This window comes from Rhizobium sp. NXC14 (assembly GCF_002117485.1).
GTDB lineage: Bacteria > Pseudomonadota > Alphaproteobacteria > Rhizobiales > Rhizobiaceae > Rhizobium.
Map to the genome: position 1 here is coordinate 1,819,164 of NZ_CP021030.1, position 15,526 is coordinate 1,834,689.

General features: G+C 61.0%; 16 protein-coding genes and 1 tRNA gene. 7 read left to right on the forward strand and 10 right to left on the reverse strand.

Translation table 11 applies throughout. The features are described from left to right. The first annotated feature begins 181 nt into the window (after positions 1 to 181). On the forward strand, positions 182 to 2,020 hold the full coding sequence (gene ilvD / locus NXC14_RS08915; RefSeq protein ID WP_085777826.1) for a dihydroxy-acid dehydratase: 1,839 nt from the start codon (positions 182 to 184) through the stop codon (positions 2,018 to 2,020). Here the strand turns inward: ilvD and NXC14_RS32330 are convergent. The 3 genes from NXC14_RS32330 to NXC14_RS08925 form a co-directional block, all read right to left on the reverse strand. After that, positions 2,011 to 2,089, reverse strand: a tRNA-Lys gene (locus NXC14_RS32330). The genes ilvD and NXC14_RS32330 overlap by 10 nt on opposite strands. Next, the gene (locus NXC14_RS08920; RefSeq protein WP_085777827.1) at positions 2,080 to 2,433 is read right to left on the reverse strand and encodes a hypothetical protein; all 354 of its coding nucleotides are present in this window, start codon (positions 2,431 to 2,433) and stop codon (positions 2,080 to 2,082) included. The genes NXC14_RS32330 and NXC14_RS08920 overlap by 10 nt, the downstream gene beginning before the upstream one ends. 19 nt (positions 2,434 to 2,452) lie before the next feature. Continuing rightward, positions 2,453 to 2,833 carry a YkvA family protein gene (locus NXC14_RS08925; RefSeq protein ID WP_085777828.1) on the reverse strand — a complete coding sequence of 127 codons (381 nt, stop codon included), beginning with the start codon at positions 2,831 to 2,833 and terminating at the stop codon, positions 2,453 to 2,455. Between the two features lie 133 nt (positions 2,834 to 2,966). Between NXC14_RS08925 and NXC14_RS08930 the strand changes: the two genes are divergently transcribed. Both NXC14_RS08930 and NXC14_RS08935 read left to right on the forward strand, forming a co-directional pair. Next, positions 2,967 to 4,370 (forward strand): DegQ family serine endoprotease, encoded by a 1,404-nt coding sequence (locus tag NXC14_RS08930; RefSeq protein WP_085777829.1) that lies wholly within the window; start codon positions 2,967 to 2,969, stop codon positions 4,368 to 4,370. Then, positions 4,367 to 5,683, forward strand: a complete 1,317-nt coding sequence (locus tag NXC14_RS08935) for a replication-associated recombination protein A (RefSeq protein ID WP_085777830.1) — start codon at positions 4,367 to 4,369, stop codon at positions 5,681 to 5,683. Before NXC14_RS08930 ends, NXC14_RS08935 begins: the two co-directional genes overlap by 4 nt. A gap of 13 nt (positions 5,684 to 5,696) precedes the next feature. Here NXC14_RS08935 and NXC14_RS08940 read toward each other — a convergent pair whose 3' ends face one another. From NXC14_RS08940 to NXC14_RS08955, 4 genes are all read right to left on the reverse strand, one after another. Beyond that, positions 5,697 to 6,371 carry a VIT1/CCC1 transporter family protein gene (locus tag NXC14_RS08940; protein WP_085777831.1) on the reverse strand — a complete coding sequence of 225 codons (675 nt, stop codon included), beginning with the start codon at positions 6,369 to 6,371 and terminating at the stop codon, positions 5,697 to 5,699. Between the two features lie 246 nt (positions 6,372 to 6,617). Beyond that, positions 6,618 to 6,929, reverse strand: coding sequence for a DUF1883 domain-containing protein (locus NXC14_RS08945; protein WP_085777832.1), 312 nt, complete (start codon positions 6,927 to 6,929; stop codon positions 6,618 to 6,620). A gap of 123 nt (positions 6,930 to 7,052) precedes the next feature. Continuing rightward, a complete protein-coding gene (locus tag NXC14_RS08950; RefSeq protein ID WP_085777833.1) occupies positions 7,053 to 8,057 on the reverse strand; it encodes a 2-dehydropantoate 2-reductase in 1,005 nt (334 codons plus the stop codon). 154 nt (positions 8,058 to 8,211) lie between these two features. After that, positions 8,212 to 9,063 carry an oxidoreductase gene (locus NXC14_RS08955; protein WP_085777834.1) on the reverse strand — a complete coding sequence of 284 codons (852 nt, stop codon included), beginning with the start codon at positions 9,061 to 9,063 and terminating at the stop codon, positions 8,212 to 8,214. 113 nt (positions 9,064 to 9,176) lie between these two features. Here NXC14_RS08955 and NXC14_RS08960 point away from each other — a divergent pair, with 113 nt between their 5' ends. After that, entirely contained in the window at positions 9,177 to 10,064 is an 888-nt protein-coding gene (locus NXC14_RS08960) for a LysR family transcriptional regulator (protein WP_085777835.1), read from the forward strand. Positions 10,065 to 10,076: 12 nt separating this feature from the next. Here the strand turns inward: NXC14_RS08960 and NXC14_RS08965 are convergent, their stop codons facing one another. Next, positions 10,077 to 10,640 (reverse strand): nucleoside 2-deoxyribosyltransferase, encoded by a 564-nt coding sequence (locus tag NXC14_RS08965; protein WP_085777836.1) that lies wholly within the window; start codon positions 10,638 to 10,640, stop codon positions 10,077 to 10,079. A 66-nt stretch (positions 10,641 to 10,706) separates the two neighbouring features. Between NXC14_RS08965 and NXC14_RS32335 the strand changes: the two genes are divergently transcribed. Next, entirely contained in the window at positions 10,707 to 10,871 is a 165-nt protein-coding gene (locus tag NXC14_RS32335; protein WP_157131382.1) for a hypothetical protein, read from the forward strand. Positions 10,872 to 10,939: 68 nt separating this feature from the next. Beyond that, positions 10,940 to 11,914: an alpha/beta hydrolase gene (locus NXC14_RS08970; protein ID WP_157131447.1), complete on the forward strand. Its 975-nt coding sequence runs from the start codon at positions 10,940 to 10,942 to the stop codon at positions 11,912 to 11,914. 33 nt (positions 11,915 to 11,947) lie between these two features. Here NXC14_RS08970 and NXC14_RS08975 read toward each other — a convergent pair whose 3' ends face one another. Together NXC14_RS08975 and NXC14_RS08980 are read right to left on the reverse strand one after the other, a co-directional pair. After that, positions 11,948 to 12,571, reverse strand: a complete 624-nt coding sequence (locus NXC14_RS08975) for a peroxidase (protein ID WP_085777838.1) — start codon at positions 12,569 to 12,571, stop codon at positions 11,948 to 11,950. 101 nt (positions 12,572 to 12,672) lie between these two features. Continuing rightward, a complete protein-coding gene (locus NXC14_RS08980) occupies positions 12,673 to 14,205 on the reverse strand; it encodes a PAS-domain containing protein (RefSeq protein ID WP_085777839.1) in 1,533 nt (510 codons plus the stop codon). Positions 14,206 to 14,469: 264 nt separating this feature from the next. Here NXC14_RS08980 and NXC14_RS08985 point away from each other — a divergent pair, with 264 nt between their 5' ends. After that, the gene (locus NXC14_RS08985) at positions 14,470 to 15,525 is read left to right on the forward strand and encodes a LacI family DNA-binding transcriptional regulator (protein ID WP_085777840.1); all 1,056 of its coding nucleotides are present in this window, start codon (positions 14,470 to 14,472) and stop codon (positions 15,523 to 15,525) included. The last annotated feature ends 1 nt before the right edge of the window (position 15,526 follow it).

A 15,526-nucleotide genomic window follows, 5' to 3' on the forward strand; every position in this document is an offset into this window, starting at 1 on the left:
ATATATTCGAATGGCGCTCAACGCGCTTCTCCCGGCGGCGTACCGGATTTGGCCTTGCCGGTAGTGACAGCCCCCATCGATTGGATTAGGACAATTCCAAAAAGCGGCGTTCGCCCGGCCCGCAGGCTTCATTGCCGCCCCGGCTTCGCCTGATGTTTCCGACATGTCGAGGAAGACACCGATGCCAGCTTACCGTTCCAGAACCACGACCCACGGCCGCAACATGGCGGGCGCGCGCGGCCTTTGGCGCGCCACGGGCATGAAGGATTCGGATTTCGGCAAGCCGATCATCGCGGTGGTGAATTCCTTCACCCAGTTCGTGCCGGGCCACGTGCATCTTAAGGATCTCGGCCAGCTCGTCGCCCGCGAAATCGAGGCGGCCGGCGGCGTCGCCAAGGAGTTCAATACGATCGCCGTCGACGACGGCATCGCCATGGGCCATGATGGCATGCTCTATTCGCTGCCCTCGCGCGAGTTGATCGCCGACAGCGTCGAATACATGGTCAATGCCCATTGCGCTGATGCAATGGTCTGCATTTCCAACTGCGACAAGATCACTCCCGGCATGCTGATGGCGTCGCTGCGCCTCAACATCCCCACCGTCTTCGTGTCCGGCGGTCCGATGGAAGCGGGCAAGGTCGTGCTGCATGGCAAGCAACATGCGCTCGACCTCGTCGACGCCATGGTCGCGGCTGCCGACGACAAGATCTCTGATGACGACGTCAAGGTGATCGAGCGTTCAGCCTGTCCGACCTGCGGCTCGTGCTCCGGCATGTTCACCGCAAACTCCATGAATTGCCTGACGGAGGCGCTCGGCTTGTCGCTGCCCGGCAATGGTTCGACGCTTGCCACCCATGCCGATCGTAAGCGCCTCTTCGTCGAGGCCGGCCACCTGATCGTTGATCTCGCCCGCCGCTACTACGAGCAGGACGACGTCAAGGCGCTGCCGCGCACCATTGCCTCCAAGCAGGCTTTCGAGAATGCGATGGCGCTCGATATCGCCATGGGCGGTTCGACCAATACGGTCCTGCACATCCTGGCAGCAGCCCATGAAGGCGAAGTCGATTTCACTATGGCCGATATCGACGCCCTGTCGCGCCGGGTGCCATGCCTGTCGAAGGTCGCGCCTGCCAAGAGCGATGTACACATGGAAGATGTCCATCGCGCTGGCGGCATCATGTCGATCCTCGGAGAGCTCGATAAGGGTGGCCTGCTGAACCGCGATTGCCCGACCGTCCATGCCGAGACGCTCGGCGATGCAATCGATCGCTGGGACATCACCCGCACCAGCAGCGACACCGTCCGCAACTTTTATCGCGCCGCTCCCGGCGGCATCCCGACCCAGGTCGCCTTCAGCCAGGAGGCCCGCTGGGACGAGCTCGACACCGATCGCCAAAACGGCGTCATCCGTTCCGTCGAACATCCCTTCTCGAGGGATGGCGGTCTTGCCGTGCTAAAGGGTAATCTCGCGGTCGACGGCTGCATCGTAAAGACGGCCGGCGTCGATGAATCGATCCTGAAATTCTCAGGCCCGGCCCGCGTCTTCGAAAGTCAGGATGCGTCGGTCAAGGCGATCCTCGCCAACGAGATCAAGGCTGGCGACGTCGTCGTCATCCGCTACGAAGGCCCGAAGGGCGGCCCCGGCATGCAGGAAATGCTCTATCCGACGAGCTACCTGAAGTCGAAAGGCCTCGGCAAGGCATGCGCACTGATCACCGACGGCCGCTTTTCCGGCGGCACCTCGGGTCTCTCGATCGGCCATGTCTCGCCGGAAGCGGCAAACGGCGGCACGATCGGCCTGGTGCGCGAAGGCGACATGATCGATATCGATATCCCGAACCGCACGATCAGCCTGCGTGTCAGCGAGCCCGAGCTCGCCGCCCGCCGCGCAGAGCAAGACGGCAAGGGCTGGCGGCCGACCGAGGTTCGCAAGCGCAACGTCACCACCGCACTCAAAGCCTATGCTGCCTTCGCGACGAGCGCCGATCGCGGCGCCGTGCGGGATCTGAACGCTCGCTGAGTAGCCTCGAACCTACGACCCGCTGATCAAGAGTCAGCTGCTTTGTCGACCGGTCGCTGTCAAAGCGGCCGGTTGATGTTTTTGTAGGTCTCGCCGAGCTGCTTCATCCGCTCGTCGTAGGCAGCCTTGATGCAGGCGGTATCGGCGCCGCATTCCTGCCGCTTCTTCAGCCATGCGGTCTGCTCGTCCTGCAACGTGCCGCGAGAGCCCATGGCCAGCAGCCCGGAGAGCAGCTCGAAAGTCGTCACCATCTTGACGTCCGCGTCGTTAAGGGCGCGGTTGTCGCAGATCGCCTTTTCGTCCGGCTTCAATTCCTTCGCATCACAATCGAAGCTCGCCGACCATGCAGGATTCGATGGGAAAATCAGGATCGCCAAACAGAGCGCGGCCGACATTCGCCATGTCATCATCATCATCTTCCTTTACTGCCGATCAAATCAGCTTGCGCATTGCCAGAGCCAGAAAGATGATGCAGGCGAGCCAGACGACAAGGATGAAGATCAGTCCGGCCCCGCCGGAGGGGCGCCCAGTCCGCCTTGAGGCCTCCTGGCGAAGCGCAGCCATCACCTCTGCCGGCACAAGCCGCGTCGCCAGCAGGATGCCGAGCGGCACGATGACGAGATCGTCGACATAGCCGAGCACAGGAACGAAATCGGGGATCAGATCGATCGGCGAAAGCGCATAAGCTGCGACAGCGCCAGCGACCGCTTTCGCATACCAGGGCACGCGAGGATCGCGGGCGGCAAGCCACAGTGCCACGATGTCACGCTTCAGTGACTTTGCCCAGATTTTGGCTTTTGATATCAGTTGCATGGTGGATCTTCCCGGATCAAATTCGCAGCGCCTTCAAGGCACTTCCTTGCCTTATTCTTCCATGCTTCCGCCCTCTTTCCTTTCTAGCGTCGGACGCTACAACGTTGCTTAAGAGGATTCAAAAGGGATACCCATGCAAGGCCTGTTCAAGCGCGCCTCCGTTTCGCTCTTCGCTCTCATGCTCGTTCTGCCGGCTGCGGCCCAGGCGCAGACGGCAAAGACGGTGCCCGAGAGCCAGATGCAGATGCAGCTCTCATTTGCGCCGCTGGTCAAACAGACCTCGGGCGCCGTCGTCAACGTCTATGCGGAAAAGATCATCCAGCGCCAGTCGCCCTTTGCCGGCGATCCCTTCTTCGAGCAGTTCTTCGGTCAGCAGATGCCGAATCGATCCGAGAAGCAGTCCTCGCTCGGGTCCGGCGTCATCGTCGAGGCGAACGGCACTGTCGTCACCAACAATCACGTCGTCGAAGGCGCCGATGACATCAAGGTGGCGCTGCCGGATGGCCGCGAATTCCCCTGCAAGGTGGTGCTGCGCGATGACCGCGTCGACCTCGCCGTGCTGAAGATCGACACCAAGGAGAGCTTCCCGACGCTGCCGATCGGCAATTCCGATACTGTCGAAGTCGGCGATCTGGTGCTGGCGATCGGCAATCCCTTCGGCGTCGGCCAGACGGTGACGAGCGGTATCGTCTCCGCACTTGCCCGTAACCAGGTGGTCGAGAACGAGTTCGGCTTCTTCATCCAGACCGACGCCTCGATCAATCCGGGCAACTCGGGCGGCGCATTGATGAACATGAAGGGCGAACTGATCGGCATCAACACCGCGATCTTCTCGCGCGGCGGCGGCTCGAACGGCATCGGCTTCGCCATTCCTGCCAATCTCGTCAAAGTCTTCCTCGCTTCCGCCGATGCCGGCGTCAAATCCTTCGAGCGGCCCTATGTCGGCGCAAGCTTCGATGCCGTGACGTCGGAAGTCGCCGAAGCGCTTGGGCTCAACAAAGTACGCGGCGCACTCGTCGTCAAGGTTTCGGAAGGCAGCCCGGCGGCGAAGGCCGGGCTGAAGGCCGGCCAGATCGTCACATCAGTCAACGGCATTTCCGTCGAGCATCCGGATGCGTTGCTCTATCGCCTGACGACAGCCGGCCTCGGCAAAACGGTCAATCTGACCGTCATTGACAACGGTCACGAGGAGCAGTTGTCGCTGGCGCTCGACCGCGCGCCGGAGACCTCGCCGCGCGACCAGCGCGTCATCGGCGGGCGCACTCCCTTTACCGGCGCCGTCGTCGAAAACCTGTCGCCGCGCGTCGCAGATGAATTGCGCATGCCCTCGGAATCGGCGGGTGTCGTCGTTGCCGATGTCAAGGAAGATTCCCCGGCAGCCCGCCTGGGTTTTGAGCCCAAGGATATCATCGTTTCGATCAACGGAACGGAGGTAAAATCGACCAAAGAACTGGCCGAGATAGCCAGCAGCGATCCGGGTCTCTGGCGGGTCGAGATCGAGCGCGATGGCCAGCGTATCAGGCAGTTCTTTCGATGAGCAATGATCTCTTCGCGCCGCGTATTCCGGAGGAGGTTGCCGCCAGGCGGCCGCTTGCCGACCGGTTGCGGCCGAAGACGCTTGCCGATGTCACCGGTCAGGAACATCTGACCGGTGAGGACGGCGTGCTGAAGAGGATGATCGAAAGCGGTTCGCTCGGATCGATGATCTTCTGGGGTCCGCCAGGCACCGGCAAAACGACGGTGGCGCGGCTGCTTTCCGGTGAGGCGGGGCTGGCCTTCGAGCAGATTTCGGCGATCTTTTCCGGCGTCGCCGATCTGAAGAAAGTGTTTGAGGCGGCTCGCATGCGCCGCATGGACGGCCGCCAGACGCTGCTGTTCGTCGATGAGATTCATCGTTTCAACCGAGCCCAGCAGGACAGTTTCCTGCCGGTCATGGAGGACGGCACCGTCGTCCTCGTCGGCGCCACCACCGAAAATCCCTCCTTCGAGCTCAACGCCGCTCTGTTGTCGCGCGCCCGCGTCCTCACCTTCAAGTCACATGACGAGGAGAGCCTGGAGGAATTGCTGACGCGCGCCGAGGCGATCGAGCAGAGGCCGCTGCCCCTGACCGAGGAGGCGCGCGCCAGCCTGATCCGCATGGCCGATGGCGACGGCCGCGCGGTTCTGACGCTTGCCGAAGAGGTCTGGCGGGCGGCGCGCGAGGGGGAGAGTTTCGACACCGAAGCATTGACGCATATCGTCCAGCGCCGCGCCCCTGTCTACGACAAGGCGCAGGACGGCCACTACAATCTGATTTCGGCATTGCATAAATCGGTGCGCGGCTCGGATCCGGATGCTGCGCTCTATTATCTCGCCCGCATGTTCGATGCCGGCGAGGATCCGCTCTATCTTGGCCGGCGTCTGGTGCGCATGGCGGTGGAGGATATCGGGCTTGCCGATCCGCAGGCGCTGGTGATCTGCAACGCCGCCAAGGATGCTTATGACTACCTGGGGTCGCCGGAGGGGGAGCTGGCGCTTGCCCAAGCCTGCGTTTATCTCGCCACCGCTCCGAAATCGAATGCCGTCTATACCGCCTTCAAGGCGGCAAGCCAGGCCGCGAAGCAGAACGGCTCGCTGTTGCCGCCCAAACATATCCTCAATGCGCCGACCAAATTGATGAAAGGCGAGGGCTATGGTGAAGGTTATCGCTACGACCATGACGAGCCGGACGCCTTTTCCGGCCAGGATTATTTCCCGGAGAAAATGGGCCGCCAGACCTTCTACGATCCGCCGGAGCGCGGCTTCGAGCGGGATATCCGTAAGCGGCTGGAATGGTGGGCGAAGCTGCGCAAAGAGCGCGATCCGCGCTGACGCGTGGGCGGGGTTAACCGCCAAGAGCGACCGCTATGGCGACCAGAAGCAATCCGAGGCAAGTCATCGTCATCCCCGCATAAAAGGGCCTGCCTCCCGAAAATTTCGCCCACGCATAACCCGTCACGAACAGCAGCATGATGAGAAACAGGTTGCTGACTCTCAGAGCGAGGTGGGCGCTGTCGATGAGAAACAAAGGGGTCACGGCCGGTATGGACGTGACCGAGACGAGAAAAACGACCGCGAGGGCGGCAAGGAGATCATTTTTCGAGAGGGACGCCCTCACAGGATCGGCCCTGCGCGCGAGCGTCAGCAGTGATCTATAAAGCGGGTCCGCATCGGCAGCCTTTGCAGAAAACGGTGCTTCTTCGATCGGGAATTCTTTCGCGAGCATGTTGAGCGCCGCGGTCTCGCTTCCGGCGGCTTTGATTTGCCGAAAAAGGCGTAGCCGCCTGCTCTTGTAAAACGTCGTCCCCAGAACGAACAAAACGGCGTCAATGATCCCCCAGGCGACGTTGCATCCGACTGTTGCGACGATCAACTCCTGAGCATCCAACCCCTCTTCTTCAAAAACAAGTCTCGAGCCGACCGTCAAAGTCAGCGCCATGATCAGTCCGAAAAGGACTTCACCGAGTGCATCGCCGGGATCGATGATATCGGTAACACGCTCAATCGGGTTCGAAGTCATGGGCTGCCCCAGGTGATGAGATCTTCGTCTGCCGTTCCTCTCTCCGCGATCCGAGCATGAATGGGAGCCGACTGCAGCTGGCGGCGTGGTGGAAGCCCCGCGACTGAGAATTGTGAACGACGACTCGGGATGATTCATTGATCGTGATCAAGATCAGTACGATTGGCCGTCTCGTGATCAGGTCTGTCGACAAAACACGTCCGTGCCTGTCCTGGCGCGTCAGAAAAGATGCCGGTGCTGCAAAGCTCAGGAGGGGCGTGGCGTCTTCTGATTGACAGGCGCGGCGATCACCTTGACGGCGGATTCCGCGAGCCCGTGGTGGCCTTCCATATCGACGACAACGTGCCAGTGGCCGCTTTCCGGAACGGCGAGCTTGACCGGCGACTTGCGCGCCACGCCGCCGATATATTTGAAATCGAGAACCTCGGTGAAACGCTGGAAGTTCGGCGCCGTCATCAGACGAACATTGTTCACCGCATTCAGAGACACCTCGACGATCGTTCCGGCTCGCTGTTCCTTGAGATCGTAATGGGTGAAGCGGAAATTCGGTTTCTGCATCGGTCTCGCGGCGTCTGATAACTTGGCGAGATTTTACCAGCATGCCGGTTAACGAAAAGTTGGAAATCGGCGCGGTGTCGGGAAAGGGATGATCGACCCCGATGGCCGCCGCTCTCCTCGTTGTCAGTTGCCGCGCCGGTTTTCCCGATCCAGCTGCGTTACCAGCGCCAGGATCGTCTCCGATACCGGGGTCGGCACGGCGATCAGGCGTCCAAGCGCCACCAGCATGCCCACAAGCGGGGTAATTTCGAGCGCCTTGCCGCCGATCAGGTCTTGCAACATCGAGGTTCGAACCCCGCCGATGTGGCGCGATTGCTCCAGCCGCTGCTCGACTGACATGGCGAAATGCGCGCCGACCGCGTCGCCGACGGCGCGCACTTCCTTCATGATCTTGCTGATCAGATCCATGAGCGACGGATCCGCCATAATGTCGGTCATCAGCGCCCGCGTCAGAGCGCTGATCGGGTTGAAGGCGGCATTGCCCATCAACTTGCTCCAGATTTCGCTGCGGATATCCGCCGTGGTCGTAATGCTGAGGCCGGCGCCGGTCAGCACCGCTGCTATGGCCGAAAGATCGGCAGACATTTCGCCGGAGGGCTCGCCAAGCACGAAGCGGCCGTTGTGAGAAAGCCGGATCTCGCCCGGGCTGGCAACTTCCGCACCTTGATAAGCGACGCAGCCAATCACGCGGTCGGGGCCGATCAGCCGCCAGAGCCTGCCGCCGGGATCGAGCTCGTGGAATTGCAGCTCCGCATATCCGCTCCTGGTATCGCGATGAAAATACCACCACGGAATGCCGTTGAGGATCATAACGACGCGGGTGCCTTGCTTGAGCAGACCGGCGATCCCCTCGGCGGCAGGCGGCAGCTGATGTCCCTTCAGGCCGGTGATGACGAGATCCTGTCGCGGCAATGTCTTCGGATCGTCGGTTGCCGTCACGCGCACCTTGAGCGGGGTTTCCGCATCGGCCCCGCGCAGGCTGAGACCGTGGCTGCGGATCGTATCGAGATGCGCCCCACGCGCGACGACGGAGACGTCGATGTCGTTATCTTCCTTGCCTGCGAGCTTGGCGGCGATAGCGCCGCCAAGGGCGCCGGCGCCATAAATACAGATGGTCTTGATGGACATGCGTTGCCTCTTCACGGGTCACGGTCTGACTTACATCTAGGCCATCCTCAGCGAGAGGCGAATGCCAATTTGCCGCAAGACCTTCTTTGCATCAATTCCAAGGCGCTGCCGCCGCATGCCCAAATCCAAATGCGGCGGGATTGGTCTTGGCTGCTCAGTCCCCAGGGGTTGCGTGGCTTGCAAAATCCGTGGAGACGGCAAGCTCGCGCCAGGCGGCCAGTTCCTTTTCGACACTCGCATGCTGCGCCTCGATCATAGCGACCGTATCGCTGCCGAATGGCATGCGCAGCGGCGGGTTGGCGGAGTTGACCATCGTCATGATGCCGGCAGCGAGCTTGGCGGGGTTGCCAGGCTGGGCGTGATTGGCGTCGGCGGCGAAACTACGCATGTTTCCGGCCGGCGTGCCTTCGTAATCGGCGATCGAGGCCGGGCTTATTGCCAGCGAGCTGTCGGCGAGGAAGTCCGTGCGGAAGAAGCCGGGCTCGACGATCGTCACCTTGATGCCGAGAGGTTCGAGTTCGGCGGCCATGGATTCCGACAGTCCCTCGACGGCGAATTTGGTCGAGCCGTAGACGCCCCAGCCGGGATAGCCGAAATAGCCGCCGATCGAGGAGAAGTTCAGGATATGGCCGGCACGCTGGCGGCGCATATAGGGCAGCACGGCGCGTGTCACCTTCAGGAGACCGAAGACATTGGTGGCATAGATCTTTTCGATCTCTTCGGCTGTGGCTTCCTCGACGGCGCCGAGTAGGCCGTAGCCGGCATTGTTGGCAAGCACGTCGATGCGGCTGAAGCGGGCGATGCCGGCGGCTGCAGCCTCCTTCGCTTGCGTCTCGTTGGTGACGTCGAGGGCGACGGCCAGCAGGTTCGGATGATCCCCGAACTGCTCGATAATGGTCTTGGCGTTGCGGGCGGTGGCGATGACGGCATCGCCCGCTGCAAGTGCTTCCTTGGTCATCAACGCGCCGAAACCGCGGGATGCACCAGTAATAAACCAGACTTTCATGACGAATTCCTTTGTTGGTGTCGCATCTTTATGCTGACGGGCTGAATTTGACCGAAATTCCGATGCTGTATAAGATTTGTTATTATTGATGCTATGATGAGTGGAATTCAGCAATGCGTGCGACGGAACTTTCCGAACTGGCCGCCTTCGCGGCCGTGGCGCGGCACAAGAGCTTCCGCAAGGCAGGGGAGGAGCGGGGCGTCACAGCCTCTGCCGTTAGCCATGCCGTGCTTAATCTGGAAGACAGAGTGGGAATCCGCCTGCTCAACCGCACAACCCGCAGCGTTTCGCTGACGGAAGCCGGCGAACTCCTGGTCTCACATCTCGCCCCGGCGTTCGGGGAGATGGCGACCGCACTCGATGCGCTGAACCGCTACCGCGACACGCCATTCGGCAGGGTGAGGATCAACGTGCCGAATTCGATCGGTTCCTTCGTCATCGGCCGTGCCATCGCCCCTTTGATTGAACGTAATCCCAATTTGCAGCTGGAAATCAACGCGACCGATCGGCTGGTCGACATCGTCGAGGAAGGTTTTGATGCCGGCATCCGTTTCGGCGAGCGCGTCACGGAAGGCATGATCGCCCTGCGCATCAAGCCGCGCATCCGCCTGGTCGTTGTCGGTTCACCGGCCTACTTCGCAAGGCGTCCGAAGCCGCAAACGCCTTACGAGCTCAAGCGCCACCTCTGCATCCAGAACATGTTTCCCTCCGGTGCACGTTATGCCTGGGAATTCGAGAAGGACGGCCAGACGGTGAGTTTTCAGCCGACCGGACCGCTTTCGCTCGACGATCACGAACTGATGATGCAGGCAGCGCTCGGCGGCGTCGGCCTTGCCTATATTTGGGAGCCTCGAGTCGCAAAGGCCATTGCCGACGGAGAGCTCGTCCAGGTGCTCGATGATTGGTGTCAGCCGGAGGAACCGCTCTATCTCTATTATCCCAGCCGCCGACACATGTCTGCGGGCTTCAGGGCGGTGATCGACGCGATCAGGGCAGAGTAAGAGCTTCAATTCCTACCCACGCAGATCAGCGATCGTCTGAAGCGCCTGAAGATAAATCGTCAGGTCGCGTGCAGGATCCGCCGGCAGAGCGGCCGCACGGAATACCTTGGCTCCCGTCGCCTCGACGCCTCCGTCGATCATCAGGTTGTCGGCCATGCCGTGATTTTCAATCGCGATGCCGTCAGGCCCGCGCGGGCGTCCGCTCGTCTCGTCGATCTCCATTCCCGCATACCAGATCGAGCGGACGCGCAGCCCATAGTCGTCGGGGTGGTTGGTATAGGCGAAGACCGATTTCCCGAGAGCAATCATGAAGCCGATCTCGTAGACCGTGCCCGGGTCGGCGCTGACGCCCCGAAACGGAGTGATGTTGGCGAGGCAGATTTCGGCCCGGCGCATGGCGACGTCATTGCGGGCGTAGATCTCCGCAGCCGTCCGCTTTATCGGCGTCTGGTTTTCGTCACTGCCAGGCCCCGTCGGTTCGAAGCCGAACTGACGCGCCAATCGGCGTTTCTCGGCCATGATGGGCAGTGCATCGGGGAGAAAGACTTCCGGGCCGGCAAGGTAAATGGTGGTCATCGGTATCCTTCATTCCTAAGCGAGCCGAAGCACGGAAGTTAAGGGCAGGGCGGGAGCCTATTTCCGATGGAAGCCTGCCAGATGGCAAGCCGCGCTGGCGGGGATTGTCGATTTTTTCCGGTCTCCGTTGGAGACTTGAAAAAGCGGAAGGTTGCGATCGTCACCCTTTTGACTCCGCTGGGCAAAGCGGCCAAAGATATGGCCATCGGCAGCATCATCGGGAGAGATTGATGAAGGGGCGGATTTTGTCGAATGCTGATCGAGGAGGGCCGAAGCGGCCCAGATATCTGTTTCCCGCCCTGGTCGTGCTGATTCTATCGTCTCCACTGGCGCTGGGACAGGAAATCGGGCCGCAAAGCCAGTCCTCGCATGCGCAGGTCGAAAAACTGCTCGGCCTCTGGAAGGAGCATTTTGCCGGCGCCGACAGTCTGCAAGAGCGCAGGGCTGCTTTCGCCAGGCTGATGGAAACAATGCCCGGGCCGACGCGCATCCAGGTTAGGCAGGTCGATGCCGACGGCGTGGATGGCGAGCTGATGTGGCCCGCCCGGCTTCATCACCCGATCGGCAAGAGGGCCATTCTCTACATTCACGGCGGCGGCTTTTCCGGCGGCTCAATCCGCACGCATAGCCTCTTCGCCGGTTCGCTCGCCAAGGCCGCATCCAGCGACGTGCTTCTGATCAATTATCGGCTGATGCCGGAATATACCTATCCCGCCCAGATCAACGACGCGCTGACGGCCTACCGTTGGCTTCTCGATAACGGCTATCGCAACGAGAATGTCGTCGTGGCGGGAGACGGCGCCGGTGGCAATATCGCGCTCGAGGCGGTGCTGCGGCAGAAGCAGGCAGCAAAACCCCTGCCGGCGGCTGTGATTGCGCTGAGCCCGATCACCGATCTCGCCGCGACGGGCGGAACGATAACGGCAAATGCCGGCAGCGACCCGCTGGTCGATAAGGCGTGGCTCGAGACTTTGCGTAAGACCTATCTTGGCAGCCGGCCTGCCACCGATCCCCAGGCCTCACCGCTTTATGCCGACATGACGGGATTCCCGCCGCTATTGCTGCAGGTCGGTTCCGGCGAAGCCCTGCTTGACGACACGCTGCGCCTCGCCGACAAAGCGCGCGAGGAGGGCGTGGATGTGACCACCGAGGTCTGGCCGGGCATGCCGCATCAGTGGCAGCTATTTCCCGCCATGCTCGACGATGCCGATCGCTCGAGCCAGACTATTGCCGAGTTTGCGATCCGGCATTTTGCCGACAAACCGGAAGAATAGGGGCCACAGCCGCCGGCGTCAGCCGACACTGCATCAATGCGATGTGCCGCCCGAGGGTGTGGGCGCCAGAGGCCGCTCGACTTCCCGGCCGACACTGAGCGCCTTTCGCACATTCGGCTCCAGCCGCTCGATATAGGCGTGATCGGGCGCAGCGCCGAGCGCATCCAGCATTTTCGAAAAGAAACAGCGGGCCGCTGTGGCGGCCGTGACGTCGAAGATTTCGGCGTCACTCAGCCCGTGTTTCTTCAATCCGTCTATATCCTGCTGCGTGACCGATGTCGCATCACGCGCCACCTTGGCTGCAAAGGTCATAATCGCGCGTTCGCCGGCATCGATCGGCGCCTTTTCGGTCTCGTTGACAACCGCCGTCAGCCCGTCGCTGGTAAATCCCTCGCGCAGCAGGACCGAGCCGTGCGCCAGCATGCAATAGGAGGATTTGAGTTCTTTGGCCGCCGCCAGCGTTACCAGTTCGTAGCGCCTGAGGCTCATATGGCCGCGAATGCTCGAAAGCAGCCCGGCCCAGCTCTCCATTACCTCCGGCCGGTGGCCGAAGGCACGATACATGTTCGGCAGATAACCATAATTCGCCTCGGCCGACGCGTACATCGACGTCGTCTTCTCGCTGGCGGATGCATCCGGGGTGTGAATGAAAGCCATGGCATGATCCTCCTCTATTGCGAGAAGGATAGGGTAGATATGCCGGACAGCAATCCCGCTCCGGCAGTTCGGGAACGAGCCATCGGCCATAGGCTGAATGATCAGGCAACATCGTTGCTCGCCAGTACGTCAGCGGCTCTCTTGATTGGAAGAGTGACGGTGAAGGTGGACCCGCACCCTCTTGCACTCCGCACCTCTATCGAGCCTTGATGCAGTTCGATGATCTGCTTCACAAGATTGAGGCCGATACCGGTTCCGGCAATCCCGGTCGACGTCCGCGCGCGGAAATAGCGCTGAAACAACCGGGGCACGTCTTCAGCATCGATCCCCACGCCATCGTCGCTGACCGAAACCTTGATATTGCCCGTCTCCTCCCATGCCGTGACACGAATTTCCGAGGTTCCTGGCGCGTATTTCACCGCATTCGAGAGCAGATTGGTAAAGACCTGGCTTAAGCTGCGGGGATCGGCATCGATGAATTCCGGCAACCCGTCTATGCAAAGCACGAAACCATGCGTCTTCGAGATCGCCGACTGCCGCTCGCAGCATGTTCTGATCAACGTTCCCACGGCGCAGGCGTCATAACTGATATCGATCTTGCCGGTATCGAGGCGTCCGGCCGCCAGGATGCTCTCGATGAGATCGACGATCCGGTTCACTGATGCACGGATCTGTTCGACCTTGTCGTTGAGAAATTCGGCCTCGACCGTGCCGCCTTTCCGGAGCAGCCGCTGCGCGGCAGCATCGATGATTGCAAGCGGGGTGCGGAATTCATGTGATGCCATCGCCACGAACTGCCGCTGCAATTCGTTGATGCTCCGCTCCTGGGCGAGCATCCGCTCAAGTTCGCGCGCCTGCCGTTCGACCTCTGCCGTTCGGCTTTGCACCGTAATTTCGAGTTGATCATGATGGCGGCGCAGTTCTTCCGCCAGCCGCACGGTCTTGGTGACGTCCTCGTGGGTCGCCACATATCCGCCGTTCTGCATCGGATTGTGGGTGATTTTGATGATGCGCCCGTCGGTAAGCGCGATGTTCTGGCTCGCCGGCGCACCGAGTGCCGTCGCTTCGAAGACGACGTCAAAATAGGTGGCGGTATCGGCCGGACCATTTCCCTGCCGACATCGATAGGCGAGAATGTCCACCAGCGGCGTTCCGGGCTGCGTCAGAAAGTCCGGAAGATCGTACATCCGCGCATAGGACGCATTGCACAATATCAGCTTCTTCGTCGAATCGAACATGCAAAGCCCATGCGGCATATTGCTGAGGGCTGCATCGAACCGGTGATGCTGTTCCGTCAGATTGTCTTTTACGCGGATATGCGTCGAGATGTCTTCATAGCTTAGGATCCAGCTTCCCTCTCTCGAGGGAGCGCAGGTCAGTGAGATCATCCGTCCGTCAGACAGTGCAAACTGCGAGGTGTGCGGTCCGCCGATCGTCAACCCTGAACAAGCGGCTGCCTGGCAGTCAGCGGTGCCGGGCAAGCTGTCGATGTTCATTCCTCTGCGCAGAGCGCCATTGGGAAGGCCCAGAATATCAAGCGCGCGGGCATTGAAAGCCGTCAGCATATTGGCAGAGTCAAGGAGAACAATGCCCTGCGGCAGGTTCTCCAGCATGGCTTCAAATGAATGCGGCATCTCCGGCCCCGCTTTGGATCTGGCACGTTCCCGATCCCCAGCATTGGCCACAAACGATAAAGTTTCGCTAATGCCTCTGGACAGGAGTTCCTTGAGGGCAGTCCATGCCTCGAATTAAATCGTTCCAAAAAAGAATTTCGCCCTGCGGTGTCAGGACGACGGAGTAATGTCCACACGACGCCGCTTTAACGGAAATACCTCTTGACATGTTTGGAACGTTCCAAATAAATATGCATTAGACGACGGTGGCGTCGGGAGGGCGAAGTGACAAAAAACCGGGTGACCGTGATCGACATTGCGAAGGCCGCTGGCGTCTCCAAGTCGACGGTGTCGCTGGTGTTGCAGGGCTCCCCCCTCGTCAACGAGGGAACGCGCGCAAAGGTCAATGCCGTGATGCGGGAGCTTGGCTATGTCTACAATCGCGGCGCGGCCAATCTACGGCAGGCGGGTGCAAAATCGAGGATCATCGGCGTGGTCGTGAACGACCTGACGAACAGCTTCTTCGCGGAGCTGGCGGTGGGTGTCGATATGGTCGTTCAGTCGGCCGGTTTCGTGCAGTTCCTGTCGAATACCGGTGAGAGCATCGACAGGCAGCGCGAAGTTGTCGCATCTATGCGCGAACATGGCATTTCGGGCCTGATCGTCTCGCCGGCGCGCGCCACCGATGCCGCCGACTTCAAGCCACTGGTCGCGGCAGGGATTCCCGTCGTGGTGGTCGTTCGAAACCTGCCGGGCGCTAAGGTGTCGTCCATAGTCTCCGACAACCGGTCCGGCATGATGTCAGCCGTTCAGCATCTGGTGGGTCTCGGTCATAAGCGTATCGCTTTTCTCGGCGGTTTTCCCGATACCGCTGTCTTCGACGATCGCCTTGCCGGTTACCGCAGCGGAATGGAAGCGGCCGGACTCGGCTACGACGAGGCACTCGTGATCTCGTCCGCCCCGTCGCGAGCGGGCGGCGTCGAGGCGATCGGAAAAGCGATTGCTTATGGCGATAGGCCCACTGCAGCCGTCTGCTTCAACGATGCAGTCGCCTTCGGAGTCTGCGACGGATTACGTGCGCGCCGTCTGGAGCCGGGCGCCGACTTTGCCGTCGTCGGTTTCGACGACGTCATCGAGGCTCAGGCGGCGGTTCCGGCGCTGACGACGGTCTCGGTCGATCCACAAGGCATCGGCCGCCGCGGCGCGCAGATGCTCCTCAAGCAGATCAATGCCGGCAAGGCCGAAGCGGAGACGGTGACGACAGCCGTTCGGCTCGTCGTTCGCGAAAGTTGCGGCGCCGGCACAGCCTCGCAGGCGAGGGTCGGCGGAGCGGCAAATTGAA